Origin of the sequence: Actinopolymorpha sp. B9G3 (assembly GCF_040120725.1) — a bacterium.
GTDB lineage: Bacteria > Actinomycetota > Actinomycetes > Propionibacteriales > Actinopolymorphaceae > Thermasporomyces.
In genome coordinates, this window is record NZ_JBEEAB010000003.1 from 484,216 (window position 1) to 505,667 (window position 21,452).

Here is a 21,452-nt window from a genome sequence, read left to right on the forward strand (position 1 = left end):
TGGCGGAGGAAGGCCGATGACGGATCCGTCTCGTGCGTCGCAGGACATCGTGAACCGGCTGCGCGAAGAGCTGGCGCGCCTCGAGCATGCGGCGCCACCCGATCAGCGGGACGCCGACCTGGACGCCGCTGGCGACGCCGGCGCCGATCCAACCGGTGGCGCGGGGTCGCCGACCGGCATCGGCGAGGCGCTCGACGGGAAGGTACGGATCACGGTGTCGGCTGGCCACGTCAGCGAGGTCGTATTGGAACCGCGTGCCCTGCGTACGCCGAGCGAGGAGTTGGCCGCGGCGATCCGTGACGCGACCAACGCGGCGATCGATGCGCAGAACGCCGAGGTGACCTCCGGACTCCCCGGTGTCCCTTCGCTGACGGATCTCACCAGCACCCTCGACGAGTTCTCCGCCGAGTCGCTCAGGGCGATGGCGGAGTCCAGCCGGGGAATTCGTGACGCGATCGCGACCGTCCAGCGGATCTCCGAGCTCCACCGCCGCCGCCCGACCTAACTGTCGGGCGACGCGGATCCATCCGCTGCCTTCCCGAGCAGTGGCAGAGCGCGCGCAGGCACCTGCGTCGCCAGCGCGATCACGGTGGACGTACGCACGACACCTCCGCCGGCGAGCACCTCGTCGAGTACCCGCTGCAGATCGGCGTTCGAACGCGCGACGAGCCGGACCATCATGTCGGCGCTCCCGGTGATGGTGTGCGCCTCCAGCACCTCCGGGATCGTCCGAAGGTGCCGGGCGACCACAGAGTGGCCGACGCCTTGTTGGAGCTCCAGCGTCGCGAACGCCGTCACGCCGAACCCGAGCGCTTCGGCGTCGATCTCGGGCCCCCATCCGCGCACGACACCGCTGCGCGTGAGCCGGTCGAGCCGGGCCTGTACGGTGCCGCGCGCGACACCGAGTCGGCGGGAGGCCTCGAGGACGCCGACCCGCGGTTCCCGGGCGAACAGGGCCACGATCTCGGCGTCGAGCCGGTCGACGGGTCCGGGCACGTTGTGCGCCTCCACAGCAAGGTTCCGCGTGAGTCAGGAAAGGCCGGCCTGGGAATGGGCACCCTGGACAGTGTGTCGCCTCATTCTGCCGTACGTCTGAACAGTATGACCAGCCAAACCTCAGACAGTTGCGCAAGTTGCTGACGTCGGACCAGGCTCGCGCCAGGAAGAGGCCAGCGAGAACAGGAGGCCGCCATGTCCGACAGCGACCGTTTCGCCGGTAGCCGTATCCCCAGTGAACGGGGAGACGCCCAGATCGGCGAGGCCACCAGCATCCCCGAGCAGGGCAGCCCGGGCACCAGCGCGCTCACCCCGCGCGAGCGGTCGGCGGATCTCCGTCTCGACCAACTCCGCGAGCTCGTCGGCCTGGTCGACTACGACGCCTCCCATGATCCTTTCCCGGTGACCGGGATGGACGCCGTGGTCTTCTGCGTCGGCAACGCGACCCAGACCGCGTCCTTCTACCAGCTCGCGTTCGGCATGGACCTGGTGGCCTACGCCGGGCCGGAGACCGGATACACCGACCCCGTGAGTGGGCGATCCGATCGCCGGTCGTACGTCTGCGAGTCCGGATCGGCGCGGTTCGTGTTCGAGGGCGGCGCCACTCCGGACTGCCCGCTGCTCGACCACCACCGCAGGCACGGCGACGGTGTCATCGACCTGGCGCTGGAGGTGCCCGACGTCGACAGGTGCGTCGCACACGCCCGCGCCCAGGGCGCCACCATCCTGCAGGAGCCGTACGACGACGCCGACGAACACGGAACGGTCCGCCGCGCCGCGATCGCCACCTACGGCGAGACCCGGCACAGTCTCATCGACCGCTCGCGCTACTCGGGCCCCTATCTACCCGGTTACGTCGAACGCCGTACGACCGTGACCCGCCCGCCCGGGCACCCCAGGCGGTTGTTCCAGGCCGTCGACCACTGCGTCGGTAACGTCGAACTCGGCCGGATGGACTACTGGGTCGAGTTCTACCACCGGGTCATGGGGTTCGTGAACATGGCGGAGTTCGTGGGTGACGACATCGCCACCGAGTACTCCGCACTCATGAGCAAGGTCGTCGCCAACGGGAACCACCGGGTGAAGTTCCCCCTCAATGAGCCGGCCGTTGCCCGGAAGAAGAGCCAGATCGACGAATACCTCGAGTTCTACGCGGGGCCCGGGTGCCAGCACATCGCCCTGGCGACCAACGACATTCTCCGGGCGGTCGACGTTCTCCGGGCGAACGGCATCGAGTTTCTCGCCACTCCAGCGTCGTACTACGAAGACGAGGAGCTGCGAGCCCGCATCGGTTCCGTACGCGTACCCGTCGAGGAGTTGGCGAGGCGCGGCGTCCTCGTCGACCGCGATGAGGACGGCTACCTTCTCCAGATCTTCACGACGCCGGTCGGTGACCGCCCGACGGTCTTCTACGAGCTGATCGAACGGCACGGCTCGCTCGGATTCGGAAAAGGAAACTTCAAGGCGCTCTTCGAAGCCATCGAACGCGAACAGGAACGCCGCGGAAACCTCTGAGCGCACACCTTTGCGGCAGAAGCTTGAACCTTCTGCCTGGTGGGCACGTGCCCCTCGTGAATGATCCCGGATGGTCCGGGGTTCGCGCGAGGAGGAAATGATGCGCGCATGGTGTCTGCGGACAGTGGTGTTTCTCGCCGGCATGGGCGCTGTCCTTGCCGCCGGGGCGGTACCAGCTCAGGCGGCGACGGCGGCGGGGAACGTGGACGCGCGGTCCCATGGGGGAACGGTGCTGGGTGCCGTTCTGACCGGCGCGGCGGAGGTTCCGGGCCCGGGAGACGACGATGGTCGCGGGCTCTTCGTCGGCAAGGTCAAGGGCGACCTGCTCTGCTATGTGCTCGTGGCCCGCAGGATCGAGGAACCGATGGCCGCGCACATTCATGTCGCCCCGGAAGGGGCAGCTGGCCCGATCGTGGTGGGCCTCATCGCTCCGGTCGGCGGGTACTCAGCAGACTGCATCCGTGCGGTTCCCGATGACCAGAACTCCACGGCCACGCTGTCGGAGAGCGAACTGGCGTCGATCCGGTCCAACCGGTCCGGCTTCTACGTCAACGTCCACACCGCGAGCTTCCCGGCGGGTGCGATCCGCGGTCAGCTGTTCTGACGCCGGCACCGAGCGTCTGTTCTGACGCCGTACCCAGCGGCGCGTTGTAGTGTGAAATAGGGCCCTTGTCGGCATCCGTGCTCCAGGGGCCCTTTCGCTGCGTACTCCTTGCCCGGCGTACTGCCGAAAGTTTTCCGCGCGGGGTGAGGATGCTTCCACGACATGACATGACGATGACATGGCCGACGATCGCAGAGAGGTGATGTGGTGCGCGCAATCCATGTCCGGCAGCACGGTGGACCCGAGGTACTGGTACTCGCCGACCTCCCGTCGCCCAAACCCGGGCCTGGCGAAGTCCTAGTCGACGTCACGGCCGCCGGCGTCAACTACATCGACACCTACCACCGCAGCGGGCAGTACCACGTCAAGCCGCCGTTCGTCCTGGGCAATGAGGGCGCGGGGACCGTCCGCGCACTCGGCGAGGGCGTCACAGGAGTCAAGGTCAACGACCGGGTGGCCTGGAGCGGTGTACTCGGGTCCTACGCCGAGCAGGCCGTCGTTCCCGCCCACAAGCTCGTCCCGCTTCCCAGCGGGGTCTCGGAGGAGCTTGCGGCCGCGTCCCTGCTCCAGGGCTCGACCGCCCACTACCTGGTGAAGTCGACGTACGAGATCCAGCCTGGCGACTGGGCGCTCGTTCATGCCGCCGCGGGCGGTGTCGGCCTCCTCCTCACCCAGATGGTGAAGCTGTGCGGCGGGCACGTCCTCGCCACCGTGTCGACGCCGGAGAAGGCCGAGCTGGCCCGTCAGGCCGGTGCCGACGAGGTGGCCAGCTACGACGAGTTCGTGAACCGGGCCAAGGAGTTGACAGGCGGCGAGGGATTCCCGGTCGTCTACGACGGCGTGGGCCGCAGCACCTTCGACGGAAGCCTCGACGCGCTCCGGCCGCGGGGGATGATGGTCCTCTACGGCGCGTCGAGTGGGCAGGTCCCTCCGCTCGACCTGCAGCTGCTCAACACCAAGGGCTCGCTCTACGTCACCCGCCCGACCCTTGCCCACTACACCCGCGACCGCGACGAGTTGCTCGACCGGGTGGGCGAGGTCTTCAGCTGGATCGGCACCGGACTCCTCTCCGTCCGGATCGGCGGGCGCTATCCGCTCACCCACGCGCGGCGCGCGCACGAGGACCTGCACAGCCGGCGTACGACGGGGAAACTCGTGCTCGTGCCCTGACCATCGAACGCCCACAGGGCGACCTGCCCAGCGCCCGACTCACCGCCTGGCCCAGCGCCCCGACCCGTTGCCCGACCAGTTGCCCGGCCTGTTGCCCGCGCGAATGACCACGCTGAGCAGGCCTGTGGTACCTGGAACAGGCGTCGACACCCGTCTGGCGTACACAGGCCTGCTCAGCGTGGTCATTCGCGGCCGGCCAGGTCGCGCGTACACAGGCCTGCTCAGCGTGGTCATTCGCGGCCGGCCGGGTCGCCCGTACGGTGGGTCCTATGACCCAGGAGGCTCCGTTCACCGATCTTGTTGCCGAGCTGTCCGCCCGCCTGCCGGCTGAGGTGGTCGTGACCGACCACGACCGGCTCAGCTCGTACCAGCGGGACATGGCGTCGTTCTGCCCAGCGGGAAAGCCGGTCGCCGCGGTGCTGGCCAGGGAGGTGGCTCATGTGCAGCACGTTCTCGCGGTGGCGTCCCGGCACGGCGTACCGGTAGTTCCCCAGGGTGGCCGGACCGGTCTCTCCGGCGGCGCCAACGCCATCGACGGGTGCATCACCCTCTCGCTCGAACGCATGGACCGGATCGTCGAGATCGACCCGGCGAACCGGATCGCCGTCGTCCAACCGGGGGTGAAGAACGCCGTCCTGTCCCGCGCGGTCGCCGAGCACGGGCTCTTCTATCCGCCCGATCCGTCCAGCTGGGAGATCTCCACGATCGGCGGCAACCTCGCGACGAATGCAGGTGGCCTGTGCTGTGTGAAGTACGGCGTCACCAGCGACTTCGTACGTTCGCTCGAGGTGGTGCTCGCGAGCGGCGAGGTCCTGCGGACCGGCCGGCGTACCGCGAAGGGTGTCGCGGGCTACGACCTGACCCGGTTGTTCGTGGGCTCGGAGGGAACGCTCGGCGTCATCACCGAGGCGACACTCGCCCTGCGACCGGCAAGCCACGAGCCGCGCACCGTGGCGGCGCTGTTCCCCACGGTGGCGGCCGCCGGTGATGCCGTGGCGCGGGTGGTGGCGGGGCGCCATGTGCCGAGCCTGCTGGAGTTCATGGACCAGGCGTCTCTGCGGGCCGCGAACGCCTATCGCCCCATGGGCCTGCCCGAGCATGCCGCGGCCATGCTGATCGCCCAGTCCGACGCGGCCGGCGACCAGGCGGGTGCGGACATCGCAGCCACGGCGAGCGTCTTCGCCGACGCCGGAGGGTTCGATGTGGTCGAGGCCGACGACGCGGCCGAGGGAGAACTGCTGCTGGCGGCCCGCAGGGAGATGCATTTCGCGCTCGAAGAGCTGAGCACCGGCCGCCTCATCGACGACGTGTGCGTTCCGGTCAGCCGGTTGGCCGAGTTCGTCCAGCACGTGGAGAAGGTCTCGGCCGACGTCGATCTCACGATCGCGGTCGTCGGCCACGCGGGCGACGGGAACGTCCATCCCAATGTCGTCTTCGAAGCCGGCGACGAGGACCAGGTGCGCCGGGCGCGTCAGGCGTTCGACGAGATCATGCGGCTCGGACTGGCGATGGGCGGCACGGTGACGGGGGAGCACGGCGTGGGGATGCTGAAGCGGGACTGGCTCGCTCAGGAGCTCGGTCCGGTGTCATTACGGGTGCATCACGACCTCAAGCGGATGTTAGACCCGGCGGGCATCCTCAATCCCGGGAAGGTCCTCGCCTGAGGACGCGCAAGTCGGTGGAAATCCTGGGCCCGTGAAATCCCGGACGACGGGAGTGTCCCCTGTCCAGAGACGGTTCGGACGCGGCTGTGCGTTCATGTCTTGACATCAATTCTGGCCGCATCCGGTCGCCAAATACCGACGGCGATTGTGCGAATTCAATTCGTAGCCAAAGGCAGCTGAAGTGCAAGACTTGTCTCCGTGTCTCGAACGCAACGAAAGGATTTCGTTGCGGCGTAGTTCTGGTTTCCCAAACTCGTTGGCCGTAACCTGCTGGGCATCCAGCACCCGATGACTGCGCGTGAGGTTTCTCGCGTCGCGAAGGCCAGGGTTTCCGAAGGGACGTGCAACGATGTCTGAGTTCGGTATGGCGCGGCGGTCGCGCCGCCAGTTCCTGCGCGGCGCAGTGCTGGCCAGTGCTGCGGCGGGGATCGGGGGCAGTGCGCTGGCGGCCTGCGGCCAGGGTGGCGCCGGAGGCGGTGACTCGACGGGGCGGGCGGGCGAAGAAGGCGAGATCCTCTTCATCGCGGGCTTCCAGTGGGGTCCACAGAGCCACTTCAATCCCTTGGGGCAGGCGACCGCGTGGCCGTGCGGGCAGAACAACATGCAGCTCATCTACGAAACCCTTGTCCGCTTCAACCTGCTCACCGGAAGCCTGGAGCCGGGCCTGGGCACGGAGCTTCAGGAGCCCGACGAGAACACCTTCGTCGTCCCGCTCCAAGAAGGAACCACGTGGCAGGACGGCAAGCCACTTACTGCCGATGACGTCGTCTACACCTTTGAGCTGGCCAAGCAGCACACCGAGTTGTCCTATGCGTCGTTCTGGGACTACGTCGACGCCGTCGAGGCCACCGATCCCGCCACGGTGACGGTCAGGCTCAGTCAGAAGACCTACAACCCCGCCCTGGTCAAGAACAACCTCGCGACGACCTACATCCTGCCCAAGCATGTCTGGGAGCCCTTGGAGAAGCAGGGCAAGCCGATGGGCGAGCACGAGAACCTCGAGCCGGTCGGATCCGGGCCCTACAAGCTCGGCGCATACAACCAGCAGCAGACCTCGCTGGATCGTTTCGACGACTACTGGGGCAAGACTGTCAACGGCGGACTGCCCAAGCCGAAGCGAATCATCCACCCGATCTTCAAGGGCAACCAGGACGGCGACATCTCGTTCGAGCGCGGTGGCGTCGACGTGATGCAGCAGTTCACTCCGCGCATCTGGAAGATGTGGGAAGACAAGGACCTCGCGGTCTCCACGTGGTTCAAGAAGGAGCCCTACCACGTTCCCGGCGGCATTCCCATGTTGGTCATCAACACCACCAAGAAAGGCCTGAACGACCCGCAGGTTCGCCGCGCTCTCGCCTTCGCGATCAATTACGCCGATATCGCTGACAAGGCGATGTCGCGGTATTCCCAGCCGGCGAACTCCAGCGTCATCCTTCCGGTCGGCGCCGAAGAGAAGTTCTTCAACCAGGAAAACGTCGACGCCAACGGCTGGACATACGACCCGGAGCAGACCAGGAAGATTCTCGAAGACGACCTCGGCGCCAAGAAGGGATCGGACGGCATCTACGTGCTGACCGACGGCACCCGCCTCGGACCGTGGACGGCGCAGTGCCCGACGGGATGGAGCGACTGGCAGCAGGCGCTGCGGATCGTCGCGGCCAACGCGAAGGAAGCTGGCATCGAGATCCGAACGAAGTTCCCGCAGGCACCGGCCGTCACGACCGCCGTGCAGGCCGGCGACTTCGACGTCGCTCTGTGGGGCGTCGCCGCCACCAGTGCCGGTACGCCGTGGCAGCGCTTCCGCGATGTCCTCGACGATCGCGGGGTCGCCAAGCTCGGCCAGCCGGCGTTCTGGAACTACGGCCGGTTCTCCGATCCCGCGGTGGCGAAGTTGCTCGACCAGGCGGCGGCAGCAGACGAGGCTGAGGTCGGCGACATCTACACCGAGCTCGACACGATCTTCATGCAGAACGCGCCGATGGTCCCGCTGATGTACCGGCCGTTGGAGTTCTTCGAGTTCAACGAGGTCAACTGGACCAACTTCCCGAGCGAGGACAACGACTACGCGCCACCGATGTTCCAGGGTGCCGGTGTGTCGTGGCTCTACAAGATCAAGCGCCTGTCGGAGGCGTGAGTCGTCGCCGGAAGCTCACGCCCATGACACCTGCCCGCGGACGTGAAGGAGCGCAATGCGGCTGCGGAAATACCTGGTAGGCAAGACGCTCTGGTACGTCGGCGCGCTCCTCGTGGCGATCGTGCTGAACTTCCTGCTGCCTCGCCTGGTACCCGGCAACCCGGTCGACGCGATCGTCGCGCAGCTCGGCCGGTCGGGCACCCAGGCGGAGGCACTCAAGCGGATCCATGAGCACTACGTCGCGGAGTTCGGCCTCAATGACCCGATGTGGCAGCAGTTCATCACCTACGTGGTCAACCTCCTGCACTTCGACATGGGTACGTCGTTCGCGCTGTACCCGGCGAAGGTCGAGGGCCTGATCCTCGAGGCGTTGCCGTGGAGCATCGGGCTCCAGCTGCCGGCCATCCTCATCGGCTGGCTGGTGGGCAACGCGCTCGGCGCGATCGCGGCGTTCAAGGGCGGATGGTTCGACCGTGGTGCGTTTCTCGGCTCACTCTTTCTGTCGAGCATGCCGTACTACTGCCTGGCGATCCTGTTGCTCTACGGCTTCGCTGTCGCGCTGCCGATGCTGCCGCCCGGCGGCGGATACGAACCCATCCACACCCCTGCGCTGACGTTCCCGTTCATCATCGACGTGCTTCGACATTATTGGTTGCCGTTCTTCTCGCTCGTCATCATCTTCGTCGGCGGGCAGGCGGTGGGCATGCGGTCGATGGCGATCTACGAGCTGAACTCCGACTACGTCAACTACGGTCGTGGGCTAGGACTGCCCGACAGCCGAATCGTGCGCTACATCTTCCGCAACGCGATGCTGCCGCAGGTGACGGGTCTGGCGCTGTCGATCGGCACCCTGGTCGGTGGCTCGCTGATCACCGAGATCGTCTTCTCCTATCCAGGGATCGGTTATCTGTTGTTCAGCGCGATCGGACAGAACGACTATCCGGTGATCCAGGCGATCACCCTGATCGTGGTCGTCGCGGTGTTGGTCGCCAACTTCCTCGTCGAGGTGGCCTACGGCTTCGTCGATCCACGGATCCGGGCGGCACAGGCAGGTGAGCGCTGATGCGGATGGTCCGGTTCACACCGCGGTTCTGGATCTCGGGGCTGTTCTTCCTCCTCGTGGTGGCGTTCGGCATTCTCGGCCCGATGTTCTTGGGCGGAAAGATCGGTGAAAGCGTCGGAGGTCAGTACGAACCACCGTCAGCCGACGCCTGGCTCGGCCTCGACGACCTCGGGCACGACATCTTCACCAGCCTGATGTTCGGGACCCGCACCTCGCTCATCATCGGCCTCGTGTCAGGAGCGGTGGCGACGTTCATCGGCGTCGCCATCGGTCTGTTCGCCGGATACCACGGTGGCGTCCTCGAAGAAGCGCTGATGGGTGTCACCAACGTCGCGCTCGCGATTCCCTCGATCGTCGTCCTGATCCTGCTCTCGGTCGCTCTGGACTTCCGGTCGATCTTCGCCATGGCCATCGTGATTGCCATTACCAGCTGGCCGTGGACCGCGCGGGCCGTGCGGGCCCAGGCGAGCAGTGTCAGGACCCGCGAGCACCTCGACGTCGCCCGGTTGTCGGGAGCAGGCACCTGGAACATCCTGCTGTGGGACGTCCTCCCGTATCTCATGTCCTACATCGCCATGGCCTTCGTCCTCCAGGTGTCGAGCGCGATCCTCGCCGAGGCGGGGCTGTCGCTGCTGGGACTCGGCCCGAGCGACGGTGTCTCGCTCGGCATCATGCTCAACTGGGCGCTGGTCGGTGAGTCCCTGCGCACCGGAGCATGGTGGGCCTTCGTACCTCCTACACTGCTGCTCACCCTGGTGGCATTCACCCTCCTGATGCTGCAGTCGAGCCTCGACGAGGTCTTCAACCCGCGGCTGCGGCGGGGGCAGAGCCTTCGCCGGACCGGCGGCGGTGCGGGTGCCGCGCTGGCGCAGGTGGGAGTCGTGGGCGAGAGTGCGCTACCACCGGAACCGGAGCCGGAGCCGGTCGCTCTCGACGCCGGCGATCTGCCAGGACCCGGAGCCGACGATGGATCGACCGGGCCGAGCAGGTCGGCGTCCGCGGCCGGCTCGAACGAAGGGGCGAGCAGAGGATGAGCGATCTGATGACGACGTCCACTCAGTCGCTGCTTCGGGCGAGCGGCCTCCGTGCCGCCTACAGCATCGGTGGCGGTCAGGTGGTGGCGGTCGACGACGTGTCGATCGACGTCCGCAGGGGCGAGGTCCTCGGCGTGGCGGGGGAGTCGGGGTGTGGCAAGTCCACGCTCGGCGCGGTCCTGTCGCTGACGGTCCGCCCGCCGTTGTTCGTGCTCGGCGGCGAGCTCGAGGTCGACGGTCAACAACTCGACCTCGGTCCCGACCGGAACCCGCCACGGGAGTGGCGCGGTGAGGTCGTGTCACTGCTGCCGCAGGGAGCCATGAACTCCCTCAGCCCGACCCTCCGGATCCGCGACTTCGTCTACGACGTGACGCGTGCCCACCGACCCGGCGTCAAGCGGGACGAGGCCATCGACCGGGCCCGCCAGCGGCTGGAGCAGCTCGACCTGCCCGCCCGCGTGCTCGACTACTACCCGCACCAGCTCAGCGGCGGCATGAAGCAGCGCGTCGTCACGGTGGTGTCGGCCCTGCTCGACCCGCGCCTGCTCATCGCCGACGAACCCACCTCCGCTCTCGACGTGTCGTCCCAGCGCGTCCTCATCGAGATGTTGCGGGAGATGTTGAGCCAGGAGATCATCGGCGGCGTCATCTTCATCACCCACGACCTTCCGGTGCTCAACACCATCGCCGACCGGATCGCCATCATGTACGCAGGCCAGATCGCCGAGGTCGGCTACACCAGCGAGATCATCAACCGCCCGAGGCATCCGTACAGCGCGGCGCTCCTGTCCTCCGTCCTCGTCCCGGAGCCGCAGATGCGACGCACGAGGGTCCGCGGCATCCCCGGCGCGCCGCCCAGCCTGGCGAGCCCGCCGAGTGGCTGCCGGTTCCATCCCCGGTGCGGCATGGTGATGGACGTCTGTCGTACGGACGAACCGCCCCAGGTGGGCGCAGGGCTGCGCTTCTCGCGGTGCTGGTGGGCTGACCAACATCCCGACGAGTCGGTGGAGGTGGGAGGGTGACCTCGCAGGACGGATCCACCGGCACGGCGGTCGACCAGTCGCGCGGCGTTGCGCGAGGAACGGCTGGCGACAAGGCACCGTTGCTCGAGGCCCGTGGTCTCAGCCGGACGTTCGGCCACGGCGCCAGTCTCGTCCGGGCTGTCGACGACGTGTCGTTCACCCTGGGACGGCAGGAAGTCGTCACCATCGTGGGGGAGAGCGGCAGCGGCAAGTCGACCCTGGCGCGGCTGCTGCTGCGCCTGCTCGACCCGACGGCCGGCACCGTGCACCTCGACGGCCAGGACGTCACAGCGCTGACGGGCCGGCGGCTGCGGACGTACTGGCGTGACGTGCAGGCGGTCTTCCAGGACCCGTTCAGTGCGTTCAACCAGTTCTTCACCGTACGTAGGCTGCTCCGCCGGTCGCTGTCCCTCGCCTCCGAAGCCGCCGGCGACGATGCCGAGGCGCAGATGGCGCGGGCACTCGAGCACGTCGGCATGTCGGCGGCCGAGGTGCTCGACAAGTGGCCGCACCAGTTGTCCGGCGGACAGCGGCAGCGGGTGATGATCGCCCGGGCCCTGATGTTGCAGCCGCGCATTCTCGTCGCCGACGAGGCCACCTCGATGCTGGACGCCTCGCTACGGGCGAACATCCTCAACGTGCTCGGTGACCTGCGTACCGACTACGACCTGACGATCCTGTTCATCACCCACGACATCGGCCAGGCCTGCTACGTGAGCGACCGGGTGCTCGTCATGTGTCAGGGCGAGCTTGTCGAGCAGGGGCCGACCGACGACGTGATCTTCAACCCGCAGCACGAGTACACCCAGCGGTTGCTCGCCGACGTCCCCCGCCTGCACGAGAACATCCTCGACTGAGTTCGGTCCGTCGAGTCCCTGGAGAGTGACCCTGGGGCCGATATTGTCCTGCGGTAGCGGGAATCCCCGGGTGACCCCGGCACGCTTTCGGGGGCGTTCCGGATGGGAGCGGCGGTGAATTCTTCCTAGCGTCGCTGGTATGACCGATGTCGTCGCGGGTCAGCCCGCTGCCGCGCCGGCTCCGCAACCACTGCCGCCCCGGCAACGTTCGTCGCGTGGGGAGTCGTTCCGCTCGCGGATCGATGCCGCGACGCCGCCCGAGCGTGACCGGGCCATCGACGGTTTGCGCGCCCTGGCGACTCTCGGCGTGATCGTCGGCCACTGGCTGGTGGGCGCGCTGGTGGTCCAGCCGGACGGCGCGTTGCAGATCTCGAGTCCGCTGCAGACCCTCGGCTGGCTCGGCCCGGCCAGTTGGATTCTGCAGATGCTCGGCCTGTTCTTCCTGGTCGGCGGCTATTCGGCAGTCGCGAGCCAGGCGCGCGCGCAGTCGCGCGGCGAGTCCTATCGCGACTGGGTGCTGCGGCGGTTCGTCCGGCTCGGGCGTCCCGTGGTGGCGGCCATTTCGGTGTCGGCGGCGTGTCTCCTGGTGCTCGGCGCGGTCGGGGTACCCACCGGGACGCTGCGTACCTGGGTCGTTCTACTGGTCCAGCCGTTCTGGTTCGTCCTCGTCTACGCGGCCCTGACGGCGTTGACCAGGTACGCCGTCGCCGCCGACCGCCGTCTGGGCGCGTGGGCGGCACTCCCGCTCTTCGCCATCGTCGCGGCCGGCGACCTGCTGCGTTACGGACCGTGGCAGGACGCGGTGCCAAGCTGGGTCGGCCTGGTGAACCTGTTGCCTGGTTGGCTTTTCGCCTATCAGCTCGGCGTTTCCTGGGCGCGCGGACGGCTCGTACGACGCGGCTGGTGGCTGCTCCTGGGTGGCGGGACAGTGGCGTTCGCGGTGCTGGTTCTTGCGTTCGACTATCCGCTCAGCATGGTGGGCGTCCCCGGTGCCGAACGGACGAACTCCCATCCACCGTCGTTGCTCGTGCCCGCACTTGCCGCAATCCAGTCCGGGGCGGCGATCGCATTGCACAGACGGCTCAACCGGTTGTTGCGGGCGCCTGGGCTCTGGGCCGGGGTCGCCGTCGTCAACCTCGCGGCCATGACGATCTTCTGCTGGCACCAGGTGCCGATGGTGCTCGTGTCCATGGGTGGGGCGGTGAGCGGTGAGGTTCCCGGGTTGACGGCGGCGCCGGAGGATCTGGGATGGGTGCTGGCGCGGCTCGCCTGGATCCCGGCGATGGCGGTCCTCCTCGCCGGAATCGCCTTGCTGACAAGGAGATTCGAGGGACCCTGGGACGGGCTCGCCCGCGGCTACCGGCTGCTGGCCGCGATCCTGGCCGTCGTGTTCGCGGGTTTCGCCGTCGCGTTGTACTGACGCGTCCTCCGGCAGGTGTCGGGTCTATGTTCCACCAGGCGGGCTGGCGCGATATGCCGGTGCCGTTGCCGGGCAGACGGTTCCGGTCACCTCACCGAACCCGAGCCGCTGGGTCTCGCCCGCTGGTGCGGTCGCTTCGATCGTGACCGTGTCGCCGTCGAGGAGGAACGTCCGCTGCGATCCGTCCGCCAGCGTGACCGGTCGCGTGCCTCCGTCGGTCAGTTCGATGAGGGAGCCGCAGGTGTCCTCACACGGGCCGGAGACCGTGCCGGACGCGAAGAGATCGCCGGTACGCAAGGCAGCGCCGTTGGCGGTGAGGTGGGCGAGCTTCTGGCCGGGCGTCCAGTACATGTCGGCATAGCTAGGCCGCGACACGACCGTGCCGTTGAGGCTGACGGTGAGCTCGAGGTCGAGGCCGAAGTCATGCGTTCCACGTAGGTAGGCCAGCGGTTCGGGATCCTGGGTCGGTGGCGTGAGCATGGCGGGTTCGAGCGCGTCGAGGGGGACGACCCAGGGCGATATCGACGTCAGGAACGACTTGCCGAGGAACGGTCCCAACGGTCGCGCCTCCCACGCCTGCAGGTCGCGGGCGGACCAGTCGTTGACGAGGACGACGCCGAAGACGTGGTCGCGTACGTCATCGACACTCACCTGGGTGCCCAGCTCTGTCGGCGTACCGATGACGAACCCCACCTCGGCCTCGATGTCCAGCCGGCTGGTGGGACCGAACTCGGGCGCGGCGGCGTCGGCGGGGCGGAACTGCCCGGACGGGCGCCGCACCGGAGTGCCCGAGACGGCGACCGTGCCGGCCCGGCCGTGGTAGCCGACCGGCAGATACTTCCAGTTGGGGTTGAGCGGCGGCTCACCCGGCCGGAGGATCTGGCCAAGACGGGTGGCGTGGTGTTCGGAGGCGTAGAAGTCGACGAAGTCGGCCACAGTGAACGGCATGTGCAGGCGTACCTGGTCGCGGGGAACCAGTTCGGGTTCGACGAGGGGGCGGTAGCTCTCGTCGATCAGGCGTTCGGTCAGCCAGTGCCGGACCGCGCCCCACGCGCGGCGACCGAGGGCCATGAACGGGTTGAGCGCCGGCTCCTGGAACACGCTCGCGAAGTCCGCTCCCTCGCTCGCCGCGAGCGGTGCGAGGTCGAGCACGTAGCGGCCGATGGCCACGCAGACCCGCGGGTCCTCCTCGCCGTGGGAGAAGACGCCGTAGGGGAGGTTCTCCACCGGGAACGGCGAACCGTGGGCGACCGGGACCCAGCTCGAGAGCGACACGGGTCAATCCTGCAGGAACCCGCGCTCCCGCAGGGTCGAATCACCGGGAGGCCGCGTACCCGGAACGCGGGCGGGAGCCGTCGTGGGAGGCAGCGACGCGGGCCGCCGCCCGCACCAGCGTGGCGAGGGCCCGAGAGCGGCTGCCCTCCGGCCATGCCAGGACGAGCCTGGTTGGCTCAGCGTCGATGACGGGCACGTGGACAAGGTCGTGGCGCAGATGGTCGCGTACGGACCCGTGTAGGACCCGCGATCACCTGGCCCAGCGCGATGAGCTGCATCAACCGGCCGTCGTCCCGGAGTTCTGGTAGACCGGCGTCGGTTTCGTCAGGCGCCACGGACCTGGACAAGGACCTCGACTTCGTACCGCCGCGTACGGCCGCACAGGGAGCGGCGATCGCGGTCAAGCTGGCAACACTCGGGAACGACGGCCCTCGGGTGGGCTCTTCAGCAACGACGGCGTCGGTGGCCTGGTTGACCGGCCGGTGATCATGAGCCGGACCATGAAGGAACCCGGCCCTGATCATGAACCAACCGGCGAGGTGGACCGAACCATGATCATGAACCGAACGATGAAGGAAAACTGGACCATGAAGGAAAATCGGGCCATGCGCACGCAAATCCTTCATGATCACGATCATGATCACGAGGGTCCGGCGGCACCGGAGGGCTGACGGGGCAGGCGGGGCAGGATGGCGAAGATCCCGGCCTATCAGGGCCTCGACGGGTGGTTCGGGCTGAGGATGCTGGTTGGATGTGCGCGTGACGAGCGCTGGCCAGACCTCCCGGCTCCGGGGGACAGCAGGGCACCGCGTCTACAGCGTCGTCGTCTTCATCATTCTTGCCTCCGTCGACAACGTGGCAGCCGTGCTCGTTCCACCCCTCTACAGCCCGATCGCTCGGGACTTCGGCGTGCGCGAGGGCGCGGTCGGGTTCGTGACGGCGATCTGCTTCCTGGTCGCCGCGATCGCCGCCGTGGCCTGGGCGTACGCCGGCGACCGGACGCAACGCAAACCGGTCCTCATGATCGGCACGCTCGTCTGGGCGGCAGGAACGGCCGGGACGGCCCTGTCCGGCAGCTTCCTCGGCTTCTTCGCCGCCCAGGTGGTCGCCGCGGTGGGCATCGGTGCGGTCGCGTCGGTCGGATTCTCGGTCGTCAGCGACCTGATCGCGCCCCGACGGCGAGGCTTGGTGATGAGCTTCTGGGGGCTCTCCCAGGGGGTCGGCACCCTCCTTGGGACCCTGCTCTCCGGCGTCCTCGGTGCATACGACTGGCGGCGACCCTTCTGGGTGCTGACCGTCGCCGGCGTCGTCGCCACGGTCGCGTACCTGTTCACCTACGACGTACGCCGGGGCCAGAGCGAGCCGGAGCTGGCAGCGATCTTCGCCGCCGGAAAGGAGTACCCCCACCGGATCGGTCTCGCGGAGGTACCCCGCATCCTGGTCCGGCGGACCAACCTCTGGTTGGTGATGCAGGGCTTCACGGCGCAGTTCGTGTTCGGGTCGCTGGTGTGGTTGCCGCGGCTGTTCCAGGCGAAGGCCGAGGCGGAGGGATACGCGGAGTCGACCGCGATCGTCATCGGCGCGCTGTTCGCGACCCTGTTCCAGTTCGGCGCGGTCCTGTCGATCGTCGGCGGTCTGATCGGTGATCGGCTGCAGCGGCGTACGTTGCGTGGGCGGGCTCTCGTCGCCACGGTCGGCATCCTTGGCGGCATCCCGTTCTATGTCGTGCTGTTCTTCCTTCCCCTGCGGGTCGATGTCGTGGCAGGGGGCGGCACCAGCGACATCGTCTCGGCGGTCCTGACGAGTGTGGTGAGTGAGCCGACCGTCGGGATCAGCTTCCTGGTGGCCTTCCTCGCGCTCGCCCTGACCTCGGCGAACGCCCCGAACTGGTACGCCCTCCTCGTCGACGTCAACCCGCCCGAGCACCGCGGGACGGTGTTCAGCACGGGCAACCTCGTCAACGGCGCCGGGCGCGCGCTCGGCAACGGGCTCGTCGGACTCGTGTTCCGGGCCCTGCAGGTGTCGTTCCCGCCGCCGCTGAACTACGCGCTGGGGCTCGCGGCGTTCCAGCTCTTCTTCCTACCTACCGGTCTGATGTACTGGCTCGCCTCCCGCAGTTCGCCTGGAGACATCGAGTCGGTACGCACGACCCTCCGGGCACGCGCGGACGCCGGTGCCGTGGCCGCTCAGCGGGCGGACATGGGCCAGCCAGCAGAGATGGGTCAGCCGGCGGACATGGGTCAGCCGGCGGACATGGGTCAGCCGGCGGACATGGGCCGGCCGGCGGACACTGCCCAGGGAGGCAGGCGCCCGACACCCTGAGATCCGGCGTTGCGTCCGTGAATGACCACGTTGAGCATGCCTGTGGTCCGACACGAGGTATCCACACATTGTCCGGGTCCCACAGGCATGCTCAACGTGGTCATTCGTGTCATCTCAAACCTGGATGCCCGCACGGGGAAATCGGCGGCCGGATTCGTCCTGCCGGCCGTCCGGAGTCCGGCGTACGGTCAAAGACACGCCAGTTCGGGGGTCTCTGGCCGCGCGGCCGCCGCCCGCCCGTGGAGGATGGTGAGGAGTACGACATGCCCTACTACCGCAGCGTCGGCGACGTTCCGCTCAAGCGCCACACGCAGTTCCGGCAGCCCGACGGCACCCTCTACCGCGAGGAGCTGATGGGGGAGGAGGGCTTCTCCTCCGACTCGTCGCTGCTCTACCACTCCGGCGTGCCCTCCGCGATCGTGGACGCCCAGGTGTGGGAGCCGGGTGACCTCGCGACCCAGCCGAACCATCCCCTGACCCCGCGGCATCTGAAGCTGCACGGGCTGTTCGAGAACCAGGAGTGGAAGGCGTACGACCCGGTGACCGGCCGTCGGTTGCTGCTCGGCAACGCCGATGTCCGGATCTCCTACGTCTGGGCCGGCGAGGAGTCTCCGCTGTACCGCAACGCCGTCGGGGACGAGTGTGTCTACGTCGAGGCGGGGACAGCCCGCGTCGAGACCGTGTTCGGCGTGCTCGACGCCCGGCAGGGCGACTACGTGATGATCCCTCGGGCGATGACACACCGGTGGATCCCGCAGGGCGACGCACCTCTTCAGGCGTACTGCATCGAGGCCAACTCCCACATCGGGCCGCCGGCGAAGTACCTCTCCCGCTACGGCCAGTTCCTCGAGCACGCGCCCTACTGCGAGCGGGACCTGCACGGCCCGGCCGAGCCGTACGTCCAGACGGGCACGGATGTCGAGGTCCTGGTCAAGCACCGCGGGCCCGGCGCGGCGGGCATCGTGGGCACCCGGATGGTCTACGCCACGCACCCGTTCGACGTGGTGGGCTGGGACGGGTGCCTGTATCCGTACACGTTCAACGTCGAGGACTTCGAGCCGATCACCGGACGTGTGCACCAGCCGCCACCGGTTCACCAGGTGTGGGCGGGGACGAATTTCGTGGTGTGCACCTTCTGCCCCCGCAAGGTCGACTACCACCCGCTGGCGATCCCGGTGCCCTACTACCACTCGAACGTCGACAGCGACGAGGTGATGTTCTACGTCGGCGGCGACTACGGCGCCCGCAAGGGGTCGGGCATCGGGCTCGGCTCGATCTCGCTGCACCCGGGCGGATACGCGCACGGCCCGCAGCCGGCGTCGATCGACGCGTCGCTCGGTGTCCAGGAGGTCGACGAGTTGGCCGTCATGGTCGACACGTTCCGGCCCCTCGAGCTGGGCGAGGCGGGTCTCGCGAGCGACGACGGGGTGTACGCCTGGACCTGGGCCGGCCGCCGTACCGACACCTGATCACCGGTCAGCGGACGGGGGCCTCGTCGACCGGCGGGCGGATCGTCCGCATCGACAGCGTGCCGGCACCGGCCAGGAGCAGGTCGGCCACCGTGATCAGGACCCGCGACGCGAGCGCGACCACGATCGCGTCGGCTCGGTCGAGCACGGGCAGCAGGATCGCCACCAGCGCCACCTCCCGGACGCCCAGCCCGGCAGGTGTGATCACCCCGAGGTAGCCGATGCACCAGGCGAGAGCGAATCCGCCGATCGCGAGCGGCGCCAGGGCCGCCGGATCCGCACCGAGGGCCACACCCAGGATCCACACGTGCAGCCCGTAGATCAGCCACTGCGTCACGCCGGCGGCCGCCGCGCGCGCCGAGACCGCGAGCGTAAGGGGCGTCTCCAGTGCGGGCCGCTTGACCAGCCGCAGCAGCCGGTCGAGCAGGGGGTTGAGCACCTTCGGATGGAGCAGGACGACGACGAGCGGTGTCAGCGCGAACGCCCACCGGAACGCCGGTGGCGCCGTCCCACCCGCCAGCGGCAGCGTGCCGGTTGCCACGACCAGACCGCTGGCGAACGTGTACAGCATCAGTAGGACGAAAACCGTCACTGAGCGTCGTCGCGGCACCCCGTGGTCACGCCCGAGCTCCATCTGGGCGACCATCGGCCACACAGTCCCCGGGATGTACTTGCCGAGCTGACCGACATAGAGCACCCGCGCCGCCACCCGGTACGGCAGCGGTGAGCCGAGGCCGGCCAGCAGCAGGCGCCACAGCACCATGCTGGTGAACAGCGACGCGAGGACCACCAGGAGCGCGGCGCCCAGCACCGGAGGGTGTAGCTGGACCATCGCCTGGTTGATCCCGTCCCACTCGCGGGCGATCGCCACCACGCCGAGTGCCGCAGCCACGACGACGAACCCGACCCGCAGCGCGCGACTGGAAAGTACGCGGAGGACGGCTGTAGTTATCGATCGGTACGCCAACACGTTACGGAAGCGTACGGTACGCAGGGCAACGCGCTGTTACGCTCCATGTCCGTGCGGGTGTTGGTCTTCGGAACATATGACGTACGCAGCCATCCGCGGGTGGGAATTCTCGCCGATGGCCTGCGGCGTCGTGGCCTCGACGTGGCCGAGTGCAATGTGCCGCTCGGGCTCGACACCGCTGAGCGCGTCGAGATCCTCAAGCGGCCCGCGCTGCTGCCGGTCCTGCTGGTCAGGCTCGTGCGCTGCTGGTACGCCCTGGCTCGCCAGGCCCGCCGGCAGCCGCGCCCTGACGTGGTGCTGGTCGGGTATCTCGGTCATTTCGACGTCCTGCTGGCCAAGCTGTTGTTCAGGCGTACGCCCATTGTTCTTGATCATTTGATCTTCGCCGCTGACACGGCCCGCGACCGGGGTGAGACAGGTGGCCTCAAGCAGGCCCTGTTGCGGGTCGTCGACCGGATGGCGCTCCGATCGGCCGACGTGATCGTCGTCGACACCGAGGAACACCGCGAGCTCGTGCCGGACCGATATCGCGACCGGGCGGTCGTGGCCGCCGTGGGCGCCGCCGACGAGTGGTTCGAGGTGGCACGCCCGGCGGACGAGGTCAGCGGGGACCGGCTGCGGGTGGTCTTCTTCGGCGTCTACACGCCGTTGCACGGCACGCCGGTGATCGGCCACGCGCTGACCGAACTCGCCGGTGAGTCGATCGACGTCACCATGATCGGATCCGGGCAGGACGACGCGGAGACTCGCGCGGCCGCCCGTGCCAACGACCGGGTGACCTGGGTGGACTGGGTGCCCCCTGACGAGCTCCCGAAGGTCGTCGCCGACCACGACGTCTGCCTGGGCGTGTTCGGCACGACCATGAAGGCGTTGAACGTCGTACCCAACAAGGTCTTCCAGGGAGCCGCTGCCGGCTGCGCCGTCGTGACATCGGGCACCTCTCCCCAGCGGAGGACCCTCGGCACCGCCGCCCTTTTCGTACCACCTGGCGACTCGGCGGCACTGGCCTCGGCGCTACGCCGGCTCGCCTGGGACAGTAGGTATCTCACCCGGATGCGCACCGCCGCTGCCCGGCTGGCCGTGGAGCGTTTCGCACCCGACCAGATCGTCGGACCCCTACTTGACCACCTCCAGGATCATCTCCACACAGTGACGAAAGCGCGGGACTCATCGTGACCTTGCCTCCTCTCAGCCCGAACGCCTGGCTGCGCTGGGACCTCGTTTCCCGGCTCCTGCCCGAAGGTGCGTACGCCGCGCTGGAAGTGGGCTGCGGGCAGGGTGGCTTCGGCGCCAGGCTGGCCCAGCGGTACCGCTACGTGGGGCTCGAGCCTGACCCCGAGTCCTACCGCGTGGCGTGCGAACGGCTCGCGGCCGCCGGCGGCGACGGTGAGGTACGCAACGGCGACCTGTCAGCGCTGCGCCTGGAGGAGACCTTCGACGTGGTGTGTGCGTTCGAGGTGATCGAGCACATCGAGCACGACGACAAGGCACTGGCCGAGTGGGCGGGCCGGCTGCGCCCCGGCGGGTGGATGGTGCTGAGCACACCGGCCTTCCAGCACCGGTTCGGTCCGGCTGACGTCATGGCCGGACACTTCCGGCGGTACGACCCAGCGATCATGGCCAGGCTCCTGCGCGAGACCGGGTTGGAGAACGTCGAGATCCACCAGTTCGGCGGGCCACTCGGCTACGTGCTCGAGGCCGGCCGCAACCAGATCGGGAAGCGACGGGTCGCCGCGCAGGCGAGAGCGGACGCGTCGATGGCCGACAAGACCAGTGGCAGCGGCCGGCTGCTCCAGCCGAAGTCGGGGGTGCAGGCGGCCACCACGAAGTTCGGGACGCTGCCCTTCCGGTGGCTGCAGCGCCGGTTCCCCGGGCACGGGCCGGGTCTGGTGGCGCGGGCGCAACTTCCGGCCTAGGGCGTGACCCGTTCGCCAGGG

General features: G+C 68.3%; 20 protein-coding genes. 16 read left to right on the forward strand and 4 right to left on the reverse strand.

What is annotated here, in order from left to right; all coding sequences use genetic code 11:
* Window positions 1–16: 16 nt before the first annotated feature.
* Window positions 17–505: a YbaB/EbfC family nucleoid-associated protein gene (locus ABNF93_RS08380; protein ID WP_349327204.1), complete on the forward strand. Its 489-nt coding sequence runs from the start codon at window positions 17–19 to the stop codon at window positions 503–505.
* On the opposite strand, the gene ABNF93_RS08385 is transcribed toward ABNF93_RS08380, so the two are convergent.
* Complete coding sequence (locus tag ABNF93_RS08385) at window positions 502–996, reverse strand: Lrp/AsnC family transcriptional regulator (protein ID WP_349327205.1); 495 nt, start codon at window positions 994–996, stop codon at window positions 502–504. The two genes, ABNF93_RS08380 and ABNF93_RS08385, sit on opposite strands and share 4 nt — an antisense overlap.
* Window positions 997–1,191: 195 nt before the next feature.
* Here ABNF93_RS08385 and hppD point away from each other — a divergent pair, with 195 nt between their 5' ends.
* From hppD to ABNF93_RS08435, 10 genes are all read left to right on the forward strand, one after another.
* Entirely contained in the window at window positions 1,192–2,511 is a 1,320-nt protein-coding gene (gene hppD / locus ABNF93_RS08390; protein WP_349327206.1) for a 4-hydroxyphenylpyruvate dioxygenase, read from the forward strand.
* Window positions 2,512–2,611: 100 nt separating this feature from the next.
* Window positions 2,612–3,115 carry a CHRD domain-containing protein gene (locus tag ABNF93_RS08395; RefSeq protein ID WP_349327208.1) on the forward strand — a complete coding sequence of 168 codons (504 nt, stop codon included), beginning with the start codon at window positions 2,612–2,614 and terminating at the stop codon, window positions 3,113–3,115.
* Window positions 3,116–3,322: 207 nt separating this feature from the next.
* Entirely contained in the window at window positions 3,323–4,285 is a 963-nt protein-coding gene (locus tag ABNF93_RS08400) for a quinone oxidoreductase family protein (RefSeq protein WP_349327209.1), read from the forward strand.
* Between the two features lie 269 nt (window positions 4,286–4,554).
* Window positions 4,555–5,949 (forward strand): FAD-binding oxidoreductase, encoded by a 1,395-nt coding sequence (locus tag ABNF93_RS08405; RefSeq protein ID WP_349327210.1) that lies wholly within the window; start codon window positions 4,555–4,557, stop codon window positions 5,947–5,949.
* 349 nt (window positions 5,950–6,298) lie between these two features.
* Entirely contained in the window at window positions 6,299–8,083 is a 1,785-nt protein-coding gene (locus ABNF93_RS08410) for an ABC transporter substrate-binding protein (RefSeq protein ID WP_349327212.1), read from the forward strand.
* Between the two features lie 55 nt (window positions 8,084–8,138).
* On the forward strand, window positions 8,139–9,146 hold the full coding sequence (locus ABNF93_RS08415) for an ABC transporter permease (RefSeq protein WP_349327213.1): 1,008 nt from the start codon (window positions 8,139–8,141) through the stop codon (window positions 9,144–9,146).
* Window positions 9,146–10,180 (forward strand): ABC transporter permease, encoded by a 1,035-nt coding sequence (locus ABNF93_RS08420; RefSeq protein ID WP_349327214.1) that lies wholly within the window; start codon window positions 9,146–9,148, stop codon window positions 10,178–10,180. The genes ABNF93_RS08415 and ABNF93_RS08420 overlap by 1 nt, the downstream gene beginning before the upstream one ends.
* Before the next feature lie 8 nt (window positions 10,181–10,188).
* A complete protein-coding gene (locus ABNF93_RS08425) occupies window positions 10,189–11,202 on the forward strand; it encodes an ABC transporter ATP-binding protein (RefSeq protein ID WP_349327215.1) in 1,014 nt (337 codons plus the stop codon).
* A complete protein-coding gene (locus ABNF93_RS08430; protein WP_349327216.1) occupies window positions 11,199–12,059 on the forward strand; it encodes an ABC transporter ATP-binding protein in 861 nt (286 codons plus the stop codon). Before ABNF93_RS08425 ends, ABNF93_RS08430 begins: the two co-directional genes overlap by 4 nt.
* Window positions 12,060–12,198: 139 nt before the next feature.
* A complete protein-coding gene (locus tag ABNF93_RS08435; protein ID WP_349327217.1) occupies window positions 12,199–13,479 on the forward strand; it encodes an acyltransferase family protein in 1,281 nt (426 codons plus the stop codon).
* Between the two features lie 24 nt (window positions 13,480–13,503).
* Here the strand turns inward: ABNF93_RS08435 and fahA are convergent, their stop codons facing one another.
* Window positions 13,504–14,754 (reverse strand): fumarylacetoacetase, encoded by a 1,251-nt coding sequence (gene fahA, locus ABNF93_RS08440; protein WP_349327218.1) that lies wholly within the window; start codon window positions 14,752–14,754, stop codon window positions 13,504–13,506.
* 40 nt (window positions 14,755–14,794) lie between these two features.
* Entirely contained in the window at window positions 14,795–14,950 is a 156-nt protein-coding gene (locus tag ABNF93_RS08445; protein WP_349327219.1) for a hypothetical protein, read from the reverse strand.
* Window positions 14,951–15,254: 304 nt separating this feature from the next.
* Between ABNF93_RS08445 and ABNF93_RS08450 the strand changes: the two genes are divergently transcribed.
* The 3 genes from ABNF93_RS08450 (at window position 15,255) to ABNF93_RS08460 (ending at window position 18,545) form a co-directional block, all read left to right on the forward strand.
* On the forward strand, window positions 15,255–15,425 hold the full coding sequence (locus tag ABNF93_RS08450) for a hypothetical protein (protein WP_349327220.1): 171 nt from the start codon (window positions 15,255–15,257) through the stop codon (window positions 15,423–15,425).
* Between the two features lie 88 nt (window positions 15,426–15,513).
* Complete coding sequence (locus ABNF93_RS08455; protein ID WP_349327221.1) at window positions 15,514–17,076, forward strand: MFS transporter; 1,563 nt, start codon at window positions 15,514–15,516, stop codon at window positions 17,074–17,076.
* Between the two features lie 263 nt (window positions 17,077–17,339).
* Window positions 17,340–18,545 carry a homogentisate 1,2-dioxygenase gene (locus ABNF93_RS08460; protein WP_349327223.1) on the forward strand — a complete coding sequence of 402 codons (1,206 nt, stop codon included), beginning with the start codon at window positions 17,340–17,342 and terminating at the stop codon, window positions 18,543–18,545.
* A gap of 7 nt (window positions 18,546–18,552) precedes the next feature.
* On the opposite strand, the gene ABNF93_RS08465 is transcribed toward ABNF93_RS08460, so the two are convergent.
* Window positions 18,553–19,515 carry a lysylphosphatidylglycerol synthase domain-containing protein gene (locus tag ABNF93_RS08465; RefSeq protein WP_349327224.1) on the reverse strand — a complete coding sequence of 321 codons (963 nt, stop codon included), beginning with the start codon at window positions 19,513–19,515 and terminating at the stop codon, window positions 18,553–18,555.
* A 45-nt stretch (window positions 19,516–19,560) separates the two neighbouring features.
* On the opposite strand from ABNF93_RS08465, the gene ABNF93_RS08470 reads away from it, so the two are divergent.
* Both ABNF93_RS08470 and ABNF93_RS08475 read left to right on the forward strand, forming a co-directional pair.
* Complete coding sequence (locus tag ABNF93_RS08470; RefSeq protein WP_349327225.1) at window positions 19,561–20,691, forward strand: glycosyltransferase; 1,131 nt, start codon at window positions 19,561–19,563, stop codon at window positions 20,689–20,691.
* Window positions 20,688–21,431, forward strand: a complete 744-nt coding sequence (locus ABNF93_RS08475; RefSeq protein WP_349327227.1) for a class I SAM-dependent methyltransferase — start codon at window positions 20,688–20,690, stop codon at window positions 21,429–21,431. Before ABNF93_RS08470 ends, ABNF93_RS08475 begins: the two co-directional genes overlap by 4 nt.
* The last annotated feature ends 21 nt before the right edge of the window (window positions 21,432–21,452 follow it).

Excerpts from the sequence above, each read along its gene's own strand:
- ABNF93_RS08380 (WP_349327204.1), top strand. The coding sequence starts at position 17 with ATGACGGATCCGTCTCGTGCGTCGCAGGACATCGTGAACCGGCTGCGC.
- hppD (WP_349327206.1), top strand. The coding sequence starts at position 1,192 with ATGTCCGACAGCGACCGTTTCGCCGGTAGCCGTATCCCCAGTGAACGG.
- ABNF93_RS08395 (WP_349327208.1), top strand. The coding sequence starts at position 2,612 with ATGCGCGCATGGTGTCTGCGGACAGTGGTGTTTCTCGCCGGCATGGGC.
- ABNF93_RS08405 (WP_349327210.1), top strand. The coding sequence starts at position 4,555 with ATGACCCAGGAGGCTCCGTTCACCGATCTTGTTGCCGAGCTGTCCGCC.
- ABNF93_RS08410 (WP_349327212.1), top strand. The coding sequence starts at position 6,299 with ATGTCTGAGTTCGGTATGGCGCGGCGGTCGCGCCGCCAGTTCCTGCGC.
- ABNF93_RS08415 (WP_349327213.1), top strand. The coding sequence starts at position 8,139 with ATGCGGCTGCGGAAATACCTGGTAGGCAAGACGCTCTGGTACGTCGGC.
- ABNF93_RS08420 (WP_349327214.1), top strand. The coding sequence starts at position 9,146 with ATGCGGATGGTCCGGTTCACACCGCGGTTCTGGATCTCGGGGCTGTTC.
- ABNF93_RS08425 (WP_349327215.1), top strand. The coding sequence starts at position 10,189 with ATGACGACGTCCACTCAGTCGCTGCTTCGGGCGAGCGGCCTCCGTGCC.
- ABNF93_RS08435 (WP_349327217.1), top strand. The coding sequence starts at position 12,199 with ATGACCGATGTCGTCGCGGGTCAGCCCGCTGCCGCGCCGGCTCCGCAA.
- ABNF93_RS08450 (WP_349327220.1), top strand. The coding sequence starts at position 15,255 with ATGAAGGAACCCGGCCCTGATCATGAACCAACCGGCGAGGTGGACCGA.
- ABNF93_RS08460 (WP_349327223.1), top strand. The coding sequence starts at position 17,340 with ATGCCCTACTACCGCAGCGTCGGCGACGTTCCGCTCAAGCGCCACACG.
- ABNF93_RS08470 (WP_349327225.1), top strand. The coding sequence starts at position 19,561 with ATGTCCGTGCGGGTGTTGGTCTTCGGAACATATGACGTACGCAGCCAT.